This window comes from Pseudomonas syringae group sp. J309-1 (genome assembly GCF_032582135.1).
In the GTDB taxonomy this organism is placed as follows: Bacteria; Pseudomonadota; Gammaproteobacteria; order Pseudomonadales; family Pseudomonadaceae; genus Aquipseudomonas; species Aquipseudomonas quasicaspiana.
This window is the reverse complement of record NZ_JAWHNU010000056.1, coordinates 30,569-45,004: the sequence shown is the minus strand read 5'-3', so window position 1 is coordinate 45,004 and position 14,436 is coordinate 30,569. Positions and strand designations below refer to the sequence as shown.

At 58.2% G+C, this 14,436-nt stretch carries 8 protein-coding genes; 4 read left to right on the top strand and 4 right to left on the bottom strand.

Features of this window, described 5'->3' with window-relative positions; translation table 11 throughout:
• Positions 1-90 precede the first annotated feature (90 nt).
• The 4 genes from guaD to xdhA form a co-directional block, all read right to left on the bottom strand.
• The gene (guaD, locus tag RX972_RS23780) at positions 91-1,395 is read right to left on the bottom strand and encodes a guanine deaminase (RefSeq protein ID WP_316879151.1); all 1,305 of its coding nucleotides are present in this window, start codon (positions 1,393-1,395) and stop codon (positions 91-93) included.
• 145 nt (positions 1,396-1,540) lie between these two features.
• The gene (xdhC, locus tag RX972_RS23775) at positions 1,541-2,377 is read right to left on the bottom strand and encodes a xanthine dehydrogenase accessory protein XdhC (protein ID WP_316879149.1); all 837 of its coding nucleotides are present in this window, start codon (positions 2,375-2,377) and stop codon (positions 1,541-1,543) included.
• Positions 2,374-4,839, bottom strand: coding sequence for a xanthine dehydrogenase molybdopterin binding subunit (gene xdhB / locus RX972_RS23770; RefSeq protein WP_316879147.1), 2,466 nt, complete (start codon positions 4,837-4,839; stop codon positions 2,374-2,376). The genes xdhC and xdhB overlap by 4 nt, the downstream gene beginning before the upstream one ends.
• Complete coding sequence (gene xdhA, locus RX972_RS23765) at positions 4,832-6,286, bottom strand: xanthine dehydrogenase small subunit (protein ID WP_316879145.1); 1,455 nt, start codon at positions 6,284-6,286, stop codon at positions 4,832-4,834. Before xdhA ends, xdhB begins: the two co-directional genes overlap by 8 nt.
• A 272-nt stretch (positions 6,287-6,558) precedes the next feature.
• On the opposite strand from xdhA, the gene RX972_RS23760 reads away from it, so the two are divergent.
• The 4 genes from RX972_RS23760 to ligA all read left to right on the top strand — a co-directional run bounded on the left by RX972_RS23760 (position 6,559) and on the right by ligA (position 14,348).
• Positions 6,559-7,218: a GntR family transcriptional regulator gene (locus tag RX972_RS23760; protein ID WP_027898915.1), complete on the top strand. Its 660-nt coding sequence runs from the start codon at positions 6,559-6,561 to the stop codon at positions 7,216-7,218.
• 4 nt (positions 7,219-7,222) lie between these two features.
• Positions 7,223-10,711, top strand: coding sequence for a chromosome segregation protein SMC (gene smc, locus RX972_RS23755; RefSeq protein ID WP_316879143.1), 3,489 nt, complete (start codon positions 7,223-7,225; stop codon positions 10,709-10,711).
• 250 nt (positions 10,712-10,961) lie between these two features.
• A complete protein-coding gene (gene zipA / locus RX972_RS23750; protein ID WP_027898913.1) occupies positions 10,962-11,801 on the top strand; it encodes a cell division protein ZipA in 840 nt (279 codons plus the stop codon).
• A gap of 183 nt (positions 11,802-11,984) precedes the next feature.
• Positions 11,985-14,348: an NAD-dependent DNA ligase LigA gene (ligA, locus tag RX972_RS23745; protein ID WP_316879141.1), complete on the top strand. Its 2,364-nt coding sequence runs from the start codon at positions 11,985-11,987 to the stop codon at positions 14,346-14,348.
• The last annotated feature ends 88 nt before the right edge of the window (positions 14,349-14,436 follow it).

Sequence of the window (14,436 nt, the reverse complement as noted above, 5' to 3'; positions counted from 1 at the left end):
CGATAAGGCTGGACGCGATTCACTTTAGATCGCATTCAGCCTTATCGCGGGCAAGCCCAGCTCCCACAAGGGTTTTGCGGCAGTTCCGCCTTATCTGCTATGCACCAACTCCCCAGCCGAATAGGTCTTCTGCACCGTCCGGTCATCCCCCAGTGTCATCAGCACAAACAATATCTCGGCAATGTCTCTGGCTTGTTTCAAGCGATAGGACAGCAGCGGCGTGGCGTGATAATCCAGCACCAGAAAATCAGCTTCATTACCCACCTGCAGACTGCCAATTCGGTCATCGAGGCGCAACGCCCGCGCGCCGCCCAACGTAGCCAGGTAGAGCGATTTGAAAGGGCTCAGTTTTGCACCCTGCATCTGCATGACTTTGTAGGCTTCGTTGAGAGTCTGCAGGATCGAGAAGCTGGTGCCGCCGCCCACGTCAGTGCCGACGCCGACGTTGACCCTGTGCTTTTCAGCCATGGGCAGGTTGAACAGGCCACTGCCCAGAAACAGGTTCGACGTCGGGCAGAAGGCGATGGCTGAACCGGTCTCGGCAAGGCGTGCACATTCGCTGTCGCAGAGGTGTACGCCGTGGGCAAATACCGAGCGCTCGCCCAGCAGTTTGAAATGGTCATACACGTCCAGATAACCGCTGCGCTCCGGGAATAGCGCTTTTACCCATTGCATTTCTTCGACGTTCTCGCTGATGTGAGTCTGCATGTACACGTCGGGATACTCGGCGAGCAGTTGCCCAGCCAGCGTCAGTTGCTCCGGGGTGCTGGTCGGCGCAAAACGCGGCGTGACCGCGTAGTGCAAACGGCCTTTGCCGTGCCAGCGTTCGATCAACGCCTTGCTGTCGGCGTAGCCCGACTCTGCGGTATCAGTGAGGTAGTCCGGAGCATTACGATCCATCATCACCTTGCCTGCGATCATCCGCAGGTTGAGCTTTTCTGCCGCTTGAAAGAACGCCTCCACCGACTCTTTGTGCACGCTGCCAAACACCAGCGCAGTGGTGGTGCCGTTGCGCAGCAGTTCCTTGAGGAAAATGTCCGCGACCTCGGCGGCATGCGCCGGATCAGCGAATTGTTTTTCACACGGGAAGGTGTAAGTGTTGAGCCAGTCCAGCAGGCGCTCGCCGTAGGAGCCGACCATGCCGGTCTGCGGCAAATGGATGTGGGTGTCAATGAAGCCAGGCGTGATCAGTGCATCTTGGTACTCGGTCACTTCAACGTCGTGACCGAGTTTATTCAGCAGTTCGGTTGCGTCGCCAAGGGCGGAAATCTTGCCATCCTCGACCAGCATCAGACCATCAGCAAAGTACTGGTAAGAGGCCTCGATGCCGACTTCGGCCGGGTCGCCAACGCTGTGCAGAATGGCAGCGCGGTAGGCTTTTTTACTTGGGTTCATATAGGTCCTGTCAAACAAAACGCAACGATCTAAATTGCAATACTTTTCTGTAAGAGCACCGCGAGGCCGCGATAGCGGCGGTGTATCAGGCAGAGCGCTATCGCTGCCTCGCGGTGCTCATGAGCTCCTACAGGAGACATGTTTGTTACACCTGACTGCGGCGTGACACCGGCAGGAGTTTGGCAACAGGCTCGGCGCTGGCGCTGTGCTGCCCGAAATTGACGTTGTAGGTGGCGATGACTTCGGCGGCAATCGACACGGCTATCTCGATAGGCAGCTTGCCTTTGACTTCGCTCAGCCCCATCGGACAGCGCATGCGCTGCAACAGTGCCGAATCAAAACCGCGATCACGTAACCGGTGCTCGAATTTGACCCGCTTGGTCTTCGAGCCAATCAAACCGAAGTAGGCAAAGTCGCCGCGCTTGAGAATTGCGGCGGTCAGTTCCAGGTCCAGTTGATGGTTGTGGGTCATGACAATGCAGTAACTGCCTTTGGGCAACTCATCAATTTCATCCAGCGGGTCTTCAGCGACGATCTTGCGAACGCCGTCGGGGATCTGCGCGGGAAACTCCTGTTCACGGGAATCGATCCAGTGCACCCGGCAGGGCAGGCTGGCCAGCAAAGGAACCAGCGCCCGGCCCACATGACCGGCACCAAACACTGCGATCTGTGCCTGGGGCTGGCCCATGGGCTCGAACAGCAGCACATTCACACCGCCGCAGCATTGGCCCAGGCTCGCGCCGAGGCTAAAGCGCTCCAGTCGAGTGTTCTGGCTGCCGCTTGCAAGCATTTCCCGGGCGATTTCCATGGCCTTGTATTCCAGATGCCCGCCACCAATGGTGTCGAAGATACGCTCGGCGCTGACCACCATCTTCGAACCGGCATTGCGTGGCGTCGAACCGCGCTCTTCGATGATGGTGACCAAGACGCAGGCTTCACCCTGGGTTTGCAAGTCGGCGAGGGCGCTGATCCAGTTATTCATGGTTTTACCTCCGGGCTTGACACCGGTGTCGAACTTATCGCGAGCAAGCTCGGCCCCAACAGGGGAGTACGGTCCCCCGTGGGAGCCGAGCTTGCTCGCGATTGAGGCGACTCGGTCTTACGCATCTGCTCACACCCCCATAACACCCGTTCCGGCGTCGCAGGCGCGTCGATACTGGGTTGATGGCGATAGTCGCCCAGGCTCGCCACCGCATCCTTGATCGCACACCAGGCCGAGATGCCGAGCATGAACGGCGGTTCGCCTACAGCCTTGGAGTGGAACACGGTGTCTTCCGGGTTCTTGCGGTTTTCCACCAGTTTGACGCGCAGGTCCAACGGCATATCCGAGACCGCCGGAATCTTGTAGCCCGCCGGGCCGTTGGTCATCAGTTTGCCTTTGTCATTCCATACCAGCTCTTCAGTGGTCAGCCAGCCCATGCCCTGAATGTAGCCGCCTTCGACCTGACCAATGTCGATGGCCGGGTTCAAAGACGCACCGACGTCGTGGAGGATATCCGTGCGCAGCATCTTGTACTCGCCGGTCAGCGTGTCGACGATCACTTCGCTGCAAGCCGCGCCAAAGGCGAAGTAGTAAAAAGGTCTGCCCCGTGCCTGGCTGCGGTCATAGAAGATTTTCGGCGTTTTGTAATAACCGGTGCTGGACAGCGAAACCTGCCCCATCCACGCCAGTTGCGCCAACGACTGGAACGACACTATCTGCTCGCCAGCGCGAATATGGCCGTTGCGAAACTCGACGTCTGTTTCTTCGACCTTGAAGTGTTTCGCGGCGAATTCCACCAGACGCTGTTTGAGTATTTCCGCCGCGTTCTGCGCCGCCTTGCCATTCAAATCCGTGCCGCTGGAAGCAGCAGTTGGTGAGGTGTTAGGCACTTTATCGGTGTTGGTTGCGGTGATCTGAATCCGGTCGATATCGACCTGGAACACCTCGGCCACGACTTGCGCGACTTTGACGTTCAAGCCCTGGCCCATCTCTGTGCCGCCGTGGTTCAGGTGGATGCTGCCGTCGGTGTAAATATGGATCAGCGCGCCGGCCTGATTGAGAAAGCTGGCAGTAAAGGAGATGCCGAACTTGACCGGGGTCAGTGCCAGGCCTTTCTTGAGGATCGGGCTGCTGGCGTTGAACACCCGAATCGCTTCGCGGCGTTCGTGGTATTGACTGCTTTCTTCCAGCTCGGCAGTCATTTCTTCCAGCAGGTTGTGCTCGACGGTCTGGTAGTAGTGGGTGACGTTGCGCTCGGTCTTGCCGTAGTAATTGGCTTTGCGCACGACCAATGGATCCTTGCCGAGATATCGGGCTATGGAATCCATGACCTCTTCAATGGCGACCATGCCTTGGGGACCGCCGAAGCCGCGATACGCAGTATTGGACGCAGTGTTGGTCTTGCAGCGATGGCCATTGATCGTGGCTTCGCCCAGGTAGTACGAGTTGTCGGCATGAAACATTGCCCGATCGACAATCGAAGCGGAAAGATCCGGCGAGTAACCACAGTTGCCTGCCAGATCCAGCTGAATGCCATGCAGACGACCATCGTCATCAAAGCCGACGTCGTACTCGATGTAGAACGGATGACGCTTGCCGGTCATCAGCATGTCTTCGACACGGGGCAGGCGCATTTTGGTGGGCTGCCCTGTCAGGCGCGCGATCACTGCACACAGGCACGCAGGACTCGCTGCCTGGGTTTCCTTGCCGCCAAAACCACCGCCCATGCGGCGCATGTCGACGACGATTTTATTCATCGAAACGTCCAGCACTTCGGCGACCAGCTTCTGTATTTCAGTGGGATTCTGGGTCGAGCAGTAGACGATCATGCCGCCGTCCTCGGTGGGCATCACCGAGGAAATCTGCGTCTCCAGATAGAAATGCTCTTGGCCGCCGATGTGCAGACTGCCCTGGATTCTATGCTTGGCAACGTCCAGCGCTGCAGCGGAATCACCGCGCTTGTGAGTGTGGCTGTCGAGCACGAAATGCTTGTCGCGCAACGCCTGGACTACATCCAGAACGGGCTCCAGATCTTCATATTCAATCACTGCCGCCATGGCCGCCTGACGAGCAATATCGAGGCTGCGAGCGGCAACAGCGAGCACCGGCTGGCCGACGAATTCCACTTTATCGATGGCCAACAATGGGTCGCCGGGAAGCAGTGGACCGATGTCTTTCAGGCCGGGAATGTCTTCGTGGGTGATGACAATCCGTACACCTTCAAAGGCGTGACAAGGGGCGGTATCGACGCTGATGATCCGTGCATGGGCACGGTCGGAAAGACGCGCATACACGTGCAGTTGATTGGGGAACTCAAGACGGTCATCGATATACACCGCCTCGCCGGACACATGTTTGTCGGCGCTGTCGTGCTTGACGCTGCGGCCGACGCCGGTGGTCAGGTCCTGTTGAAACAGGGCGATCATTTCGGCCTGGGACTTGATCCCTGAATGGTTAGACATAAGCCGTCACCCGCGTCTGAAGGGTGGGCGTTTGCAGCTCGATGAAGTATTTGCGCAGAAGGTTCTGCGCGCTGAGCAGACGATATTCCTTGCTGGCGCGGAAGTCCGACAGGGGCGTGAAATCTTCCGCCAGTGCCGTACAGGCAGCTTCCACTGTGGCAGATGTCCATGGCGCGCCCTTCAATGCCTTTTCGCAGGCGGCGGCGCGCCTGGGAATTGCCGCCATCCCCCCATAGGCAACTCGCGCATCAACAATGCTGCCGTCCTCGACGTGCAGATTAAACGCCGCGCAGACCGCGGAAATATCGTCATCCAGCCGCTTCGAGACTTTATAGGCGCGGAAGGCCTGTCGCGCCTTGGCTTTAGGCACGATAACGGTTTCGATAAATTCGCTTTCCTGCCGCGCAGTCACCCGGTAATCAATGAAGTAGTCCTCAAGTGCCAGGGTGCGGCGGGTGTCGCCCTTGCGCAGTACGATTTGCGCACCCAGGGCGATCAGCAAAGGAGGGGAGTCGCCAATTGGGGATGCGTTACCGATATTGCCGCCCAGGGTGCCCTGATTGCGGATCTGCAACGACGCAAAGCGCTGCAGCAGCTCGCCGAAGTCCGGGTACTCGGCGCTCAAGGCGGTGTAGCAATCGGTCAATGGTGTGGCAGCGCCGATTTCCAGTCGGTCGTCGAAATGCTCGATGCGTTTCAGTTCGGCGACATTGCCCACATAAATCATCACCGGCAGCGGTCGGTGGAACTGAGTGACTTCAAGGGCCAGATCGGTCCCGCCTGCCAGCAGTCGCGCCTGTGGGTGGGCTTCATACAATTGCGCCAAATCAGCGACGGTCTGCGGCACCAGACAGCGCTTGTCGCCATCAGTCAGCTCACCGGTTTGCGTCGGCGTGATACTGCGCAGGCGAGCGATGGTCTGTGTTTTTCGTTCGTCGAACTGGTCCGGCTGACGCTTGCCGCACGATTGTTCGGCGGCATCGAGAATAGGGCGATAGCCAGTGCAGCGGCAGAGGTTGCCCGCCAGCGCTTCGTGGGTTTTGTGACTGTCGGGCTGTGCGTTGTTCTTTTGCAGGGCAAACAACGACATGACAAAGCCGGGGGTGCAGAACCCGCATTGCGAGCCGTGGCAGTCGACCATGGCCTGTTGAACGCTGTGCAGCTTGCCTTGATGCTTGAGGTCTTCAACGCTGATCAACTGCTTGCCGTGCAGGGACGCCACAAAGGTCAGGCAAGAATTGAGGCTGCGATAACGCAGGCTGTCTTCACCCTGTGCATCGGTTTCAAGTTCGCCGACTACCACCGTGCAGGCGCCACAGTCCCCACTGGCGCAACCTTCTTTGGTGCCAGACTTGTGCAGGTGTTCGCGCAGGTAGTTGAGAACCGTCAGATTGGGGTCCAGGCTATGTTCGGTGCGCAGCTCATTGTTCAAGAGAAATTGGATCACGGAAGGCCTCTGCGCGTTTTTTCTGATCGTCGAACATAAAGCCGAATTTATCAGGTCTGACTTTTCGGTCAATTTGTTTCTGACTCTTAGGTCAGGAAGTGTCGTTTTTAGATCGGTCACCGGGTATCAGCGGGCTGCCAGTGCGACGAACTGACACGATCTGTTGAAAGTTTTGCTTATTTCGTGCCAGTTTCCACCGGTATGGCCCTGCGCCATAGGCCTTCCTTGGGATACACTGCGCCGCTTGGTTATCACCAGCATTTGGGAAAGACATGACGTTCAAGGCTCCGGACAGCCTCGCCGAGCAAATCGCTCACCACCTTGCCGAGCGCATCATTCGTGGCGAGCTCAAGCCTGCCGAGCGCATTCAGGAACAAAAAGTCACGCAGGCGTTGAACGTCAGCCGTGGTTCGGTGCGCGAAGCGTTATTGATTCTGGAACGCCGTCATCTGGTGGCGATCCTGCCGCGTCGCGGCGCGCAGGTCACGGTACTCAATGCCCATAACGTGCAGAGCCTGTGCACGCTGATGACTGAATTGTATGTACTGCTGGGCATTGCGGTAGCCGAGAAGTGGCAGCAGCAGAGCGATCTGGCGAGTTTCCTGCAAATCCAGCAGCGGCTGATTGCCAGTTACGAGCGCCAGGACGTGAAGGCTTTCGTAGAAGACAGCTTCAACGTGATGCGTGCGGCTTATCCGTTTGCCAACAATCCTTACCTGCAGGAGACCGTCGATAACCTGCAACCGTCCATGAGCCGCAGCTATTACCTGGCGCTGGACCAGCGCAAGGCAGAGATGCGTGACTACCTGACCCTGTTCGAGCAATTGCTTGAAGCAGTGATAGCCCGGGATACCACGCGGGTTCGCAGCGTATTGACCGATTACGGGCAACGCAGCTGTCAGCTGGTGCTTTCAGCTCTGGAAGCGGGCTGACCCCATGCGGCTGAAGTGCATCAAGCTGGCGGGGTTCAAATCCTTCGTCGACCCCACTACGGTGAACTTCCCCAGTAACATGGCGGCGGTCGTCGGCCCTAACGGCTGCGGCAAATCCAACATCATTGACGCCGTGCGCTGGGTCATGGGCGAAAGCTCGGCCAAGAACCTGCGCGGCGAGTCGATGACCGACGTGATCTTCAATGGCTCAACCAGCCGCAAGCCCGTCAGCCAGGCCAGCATCGAGCTGGTCTTCGATAACTCGGACGGGACGCTGGTTGGCGAGTACGCGGCCTACGCGGAGATTTCCATCCGCCGCAAGGTCACCCGCGACAGCCAGAACACTTATTACCTGAACGGCACCAAATGCCGTCGGCGGGACATTACTGATATTTTCCTCGGTACCGGTCTGGGTCCGCGCAGCTATTCGATCATCGAACAGGGCATGATCTCCAAGCTGATCGAAGCCAAGCCGGAAGACTTGCGTAATTTCATCGAGGAAGCGGCGGGTATCTCCAAGTACAAGGAGCGCCGTCGCGAAACTGAAAACCGTATCCGCCGTACCCACGAAAACCTCGCGCGCCTGACCGACCTTCGCGAAGAGCTGGAGCGCCAGCTGGAACGCTTGCATCGTCAGGCTCAGGCTGCCGAGAAGTATCAGGAATACAAAGCTGAGGAGCGTCAGCTCAAGGCACAGTTGTCAGCGTTGCGCTGGCAGGCGCTGAACGAGCAGGTGGGTCAGCGCGAGGCGGTGATTGGCAATCAGGAGGTCGGTTTCGAGGCCTTGGTCGCCGAACAGCGCAATGCCGATGCCAGCATCGAGCGTTTGCGTGACGGTCACCACGACCTGTCCGAGCGCTTCAATCTGGTTCAGGGGCGCTTCTACTCCGTGGGCGGTGACATTGCTCGTGTCGAGCAAAGTATCCAGCACGGTCAGCAGCGTCTGCGCCAATTGCAGGACGACCTGCGTGAAGCCGAGCGCGCCCGTCAGGAAACCGAATCCCATCTGGGCCACGACCGCACGCTGCTGGCTACATTGGGCGAAGAGCTGGAAATGCTTGAGCCCGAGCAGGAGATGACCAGTGCTGCCGCCGAGGAATCCGCGGCATCGCTGGAAGATGCTGAAAGCGCGATGCATGGCTGGCAGGAAAAGTGGGACAGCTTCAACCTGCGATCCGCCGAGCCGCGGCGTCAGGCGGAAGTCCAGCAGTCGCGTATCCAGCAACTGGAACACAGCCTGGAGCGACTGGCCGAGCGGCAGCGACGGCTGGGTGAAGAGTTGGAATTGCTCAAAGCCGATCCGGAAGACGCGGCGATCCTGCAGCTGGACGAAGACCTTGCTACCCGGGAAATGACCCTCGAAGAGTTGCACATCGGCGAAGAGCAAGCTGTCGAGCGGCTTGAGCAGTTGCGCAATGAGCTGCAACAGGCCAATCAGGCGCAGCAACAAGCGCAAGGCGAATTGCAGCGGCTTAACGGCCGTTTAGCATCCCTTGAAGCGTTGCAGCAGGCTGCGCTTGATCCCGACACCGGTACCGCCGAATGGCTGCGCGATCATGATTTGGCTGAACAACCACGGCTGGCTGAAGGCCTGCGGGTTGAGCCGGGTTGGGAGCTGGCGGTGGAAACCGTGCTGGGTGCGGACCTGCAGGCTGTGCTGGTGGATGACTTCAGCGGGCTTGATCTTGCAGGTTTCCAGCAGGGCGATTTGCGGCTGGTCAGTACTAGCGCCGAGGCTGCGCGAATCCCCGGCAGTCTGCTGGATAAAGTCGACAGTGCCATGGACCTCGCCAGTTGGCTGGGCCAGGTGCGTCCGGTGGAAACCCTCGACGAAGCGCTGGCCCAGCGCGGTGAACTGGCAGCGGGGCAAAGCCTGATCAGTCGCGATGGTTATTGGGTGGGGCGGCACTTTCTGCGGGTACGTCGCGCCAGTGAAGCGCAAAGCGGCGTGCTGGCCCGCGGTCAGGAGTTGCAGCGTCTGGGGCAGGAGCGCGATGAGCGTGAAGCCACCCTGGCCACCCTTGAAGAGCAGCTGTTGATACTGCGTGAACAGCAATCGAATCAGGAAGAGGCCCGGGAAGAGTTGCGCCGCCGGGTCCAGGATGAAACCCGTCAGCAAAGCGAGCTCCGGGCGCAATTGTCTGCCGCCAGGGTCAAGGTCGAACAGCTCACCTTGCGTCGTACCCGACTGGATGAAGAACTCGCCGAGCTGGGCGAGCAACGCACCATGGAGCACGAGCATCTCGGTGAATCCCGCCTGCAATTGCAGGATGCGCTGGACGCCATGGCGCTGGACACCGAGCAGCGTGAACTGCTTCAGGCCCAGCGCGACAGTCTGCGCGAGCACCTTGACCGCGTGCGTCAGGAAGCCCGTCAACACAAGGACCACGCCCATCAGCTGGCTGTACGCCTTGGCTCGCTGAGGGCTCAGCACGATTCCACACGACAGGCGCTTGAGCGTCTGGAGATGCAGTCCGAGCGCCTGACCGAAAAGCGCGAGCAGCTCGATTTGAATCTGGAGGAGGGCGAAGCCCCGCTGGAAGAGCTGCGCCTGAAACTTGAAGAATTACTTGAGCGGCGCATGGCGGTGGACGATGAAATGCGTACCGCCAAGAATGCGCTGGAAGATGCCGATCGCGAATTGCGCGACGCCGAGAAGCGCCGTACCCAGGCCGAGCAGCAATCACAATTGCTGCGTGGGCAGTTGGAACAGCAGCGGATGGAGTGGCAATCCCTCACGGTGCGCCGTACCACATTGCAGGATCAGTTGCTTGAGGACGGTTACGACCTGCAGGGCGTGCTGGCAACCCTGACCGCTGAGGCCAACGAAAAAGACGCAGAAGAAGAACTTGAGCGCATTGCCGTACGGATTCAGCGGCTGGGCGCGATCAACCTTGCAGCCATCGATGAGTACCAGCAGCAGTCTGAGCGCAAACGCTATCTGGACGCGCAAAACGCTGACCTGGTTGAGGCACTGGAAACCCTCGAAAACGTGATCCGCAAGATCGACAAGGAGACGCGAAATCGATTCAAAGAGACCTTCGATCAGATAAACAGTGGAATTCAGGCACTTTTTCCAAAAGTTTTCGGTGGAGGCTCAGCTTATTTGGAACTGACGGGCGAAGATTTACTCGATACAGGGGTAACAATCATGGCGCGCCCGCCGGGGAAGAAAAACAGCACGATCCATTTGCTGTCCGGTGGCGAGAAAGCCTTGACTGCGTTGGCGTTGGTTTTCGCCATCTTCAAGCTCAATCCTGCACCGTTCTGCATGCTCGACGAAGTGGATGCACCGCTGGACGATGCCAACGTTGGACGCTATGCGCGACTGGTCAAGGAGATGTCGCAGACTGTGCAATTCATTTACATCACCCACAACAAGATCGCCATGGAAATGGCCGATCAATTGATGGGTGTCACCATGCATGAACCGGGTTGTTCGCGACTTGTGGCGGTGGATGTAGAGGAGGCGATGGCATTGGTCGATGCCTAGCAATGCCTGTTCTGCGCGGTAGAAATGGCCATTTAATAGCTTTGCGTGAACAACTCTGTGCGGTAGATATCGCTTTGCGCACAAACCAGATGTAACAGACGGTGTAAAGTTACCTTTGGTCGTGCTAGTTTAATGTCCACTTTTTCTTTTCGCGTGGGCAAATTGCCAGTCAGAACAGAGACTTGGCACCACGTTTTAAAGGGGTTTAGGCCCTTATTTCAAGCATTCTTCATTAGAGGCACTGGATTACATGGAAATCGGTCTGCGCGAGTGGCTGATCGTCATCGGCATAATTGTCATTGCCGGTATTCTTTTTGATGGCTGGCGCCGTATGCGCGGCAGCAAGGGGAAATTGAAATTCAGGCTGGACCGCAGCTTCTCGAACCTGCCGGATGACGATGAACCGTCCTCCGCCGAGTTGCTGGGCCCACCGCGAGTGCTCGACACACATAAAGAGCCGCAGCTCGACGAGGAAGACCTGCCGTCGATGAGCGCGACGCCGCGTCAGAGCAAGCGCAATAACAAACGCAAGGATGAGCCGCAGCAAGGCGATCTCAACCTGGACATGGACGGCCCGAGCCTGTTCACCGGGCGCGAAGATGCCTTCGAAGATGACAAGCCTGCCCAGCGCATCACTGAAGACAAGGACCTGCCGCCTGTAGAGGAAGTGCTGGTCATCAGCGTTATTTGCCGCGACGAAAGTGGCTTCAAAGGCCCGGCGTTGTTGCAGAACATTCTGGAAAGCGGTCTGCGTTTTGGTGAGATGGATATTTTCCATCGCCACGAAAGCATGGCAGGCAACGGTGAAGTGCTGTTCTCCATGGCCAATGCGGTCAAGCCTGGCGTATTTGATCTGGATGACATTGATCATTTCAGCACCCGCGCCGTTAGTTTCTTCCTCGGCTTGCCGGGGCCACGTCATCCGAAACAGGCTTTTGACGTCATGGTTGCCGCTGCTCGCAAGCTGGCCCATGAACTCAATGGCGAACTCAAGGATGACCAGCGCAGCGTCATGACCGCACAGACCATTGAGCATTACCGTCAGCGCATCGTCGAATTCGAACGCCGCGCATTGACTCAGCGTCGTTGATTTATGCTTGGGTAAACATCCTGTGGGAGCGAATTCATTCGCGAGAGGCCGGTAGATTCAACATCATCGTTGACTGATCTATTGCATTCGCGAATGAATTCGCTCCCACGGGTTATGCCCTGATAGACCGTACCAACATCTGAGCAGCCTAGGCTGCTCTTTTGCTTTTGAAGAGAACACCGCATGAAAGCCGCCGAAACCCGAATCCTTGAACTGCGCGCCGAACTGGATCAGCACAACTACCGCTATCACGTCCTCGACGAGCCGAGCATTCCGGACGCGGAGTACGACCGGCTGTTCCACGAACTCAAAGCGCTTGAAGCGGAAAATCCGCATCTGGTCACGCCTGATTCGCCCACGCAGCGGGTCGGCAGTGCAGCGCTGTCGGCATTTACTCAGGTGCGTCACGAAGTACCGATGCTCAGCCTGGGTAACGCCTTCGAAGAAGTCGACATGCGTGAGTTCGACCGCCGCGTCACCGAAGGGCTGGACTTGCCTGCCGGTGATTTGCTTGGCAGCGGCGCAAAAGTGCAATACAGCTGCGAACCTAAACTCGATGGCCTTGCGGTCAGCCTGTTGTACCGTGATGGCGCTCTGGTACGGGGCGCTACACGTGGCGACGGCACCACCGGGGAAGACATCAGCATCAACGTGCGCACTGTGCGTAATATCCCGCTGAAGCTGCATGGCACCGGCTGGCCCGAAGTGCTGGAAGTGCGCGGTGAAGTGTTCATGTCCAAGGCGGGCTTCGAGCGGCTCAATGCGAGTCAGGCGGAAATCGGCGGCAAGACTTTTGCCAACCCGCGTAATGCGGCAGCGGGTAGCCTGCGTCAGCTGGATTCGAAGATCACCGCTAACCGCCCGCTGGAATTCTGTGCGTATGGTCTGGGCCAAGTGTCTGCGGAAATCTCTGACACTCATATCGGCAACCTGAACCAGCTCAAGGAATGGGGTATGCCGGTCAGTCGCGAACTGAAACTGGCAGATGGCATTGAAGAATGCCTTGAGTATTACCGTGACATCGGCGAGCGGCGTCTGGCCCTGACCTACGAAATCGACGGTGTGGTGTTCAAGGTCAACGACCTGGCTGCACAACGCGAGCTGGGTTTTCGTGCCCGTGAGCCGCGTTGGGCCATCGCCCATAAATTCCCCGCCATGGAAGAACTGACCGAACTGCTCGACGTCGAGTTTCAAGTAGGGCGTACGGGCGCTGTTACGCCGGTAGCACGCCTTAAGCCCGTGAAGGTAGCAGGCGTGACTGTCGCTAACGCGACCCTGCATAACATGGACGAAGTGGCACGTTTGGGACTGATGATCGGCGATACCGTGATCATCCGTCGCGCAGGCGATGTGATTCCTCAAGTGGTGCAAGTCGTGCTTGAGCGTCGTCCGGAAGACGCCCGCGCGGTAGAAATCCCGCAAACCTGTCCGGTGTGTGGTTCCCATGTCGAGCGCACGCAGTTGATCAAGCGCAGCAAGGGCAAGGAAACCGTCAGCGAAGGCGCGGTTTACCGCTGTGTGGGTCGACTTGCCTGCGGTGCGCAACTCAAGCAGGCGATCATCCATTACGTCTCGCGACGGGCCATGGATATCGAAGGCCTGGGCGACAAAACCATCGAACAGCTGGTTGACGAAAAACTGATTGGTTCGCCAGCCGATCTCTATGCACTGACCTTTGAGCAAATCGTCGATCTGGAGGGCTTCGCGGAAATCTCCAGCAAAAAGCTGCTCAAGGCCATCGAAGACAGCAAGCAACCCACGCTGGCGCGGTTTATCTATGCGCTGGGTATTCCGGATGTGGGCGAGGAGACCGCCAAGGTGCTGGCTCGCTCACTGGCGTCGCTGGAGCGAGTCAAACAGGCGTTGCCTGAAGTGCTGACGTATTTGCCGGATGTCGGTCTTGAAGTAGCCCATGAGATCCACAGCTTCTTTGAAGACGGGCACAACCAAAATGTGATTGACGCGCTGCTGAACGAGCGCGGCCTGCAATTGCAGGATGAGGGTGAGCTGGGCGCAGAGTTCGCTGCCAGCGCGACGCTGGGTGGCATGGTCGACAAGCTGAACATCCCTTCGGTAGGTCCCGGTGCCGCTCAGAAGCTGGCCGACAAGTTTGGCTCGCTGGAAGGCATCATCAAGGCTGACTGGCTGGACATGCGTCAGGCCTTGCCCGAGAAACAGGCCAGAGCGGTGCGTGAGTTTTTCGACAAACCGGAAAACGCCGAACGCGGGCTGGCCATTGAAGCCCAGTTGAAAGACTTCGGCATGCACTGGCAGAGCGAGAAGAAAGTCGTCGAAGGCTTGCCTTTGGCGGGGCAGACCTGGGTGTTGACCGGTTCGCTGGAACTGATGAGCCGCGACGTCGCCAAGGAAAAACTCGAAAGCCTGGGGGCCAAGGTGTCCGGCTCGGTATCGGCTAAAACCCACACCGTGGTCGCCGGGCCGGGGGCCGGGTCAAAGTTGACCAAGGCCAACGAGCTGGGTTTGAAGGTGCTGGATGAAGAGGCGTTTGTAGGCTTTTTGGCGAAGCATGGCATCGCGGTGGATTGAAAGGCCATGTGCTGACCTGACGGGATAAGTGCTTCATGTGGGAGGTCTATGTTTGCCTGCAAACTGATGTGCGATGCAAATCCTGTGG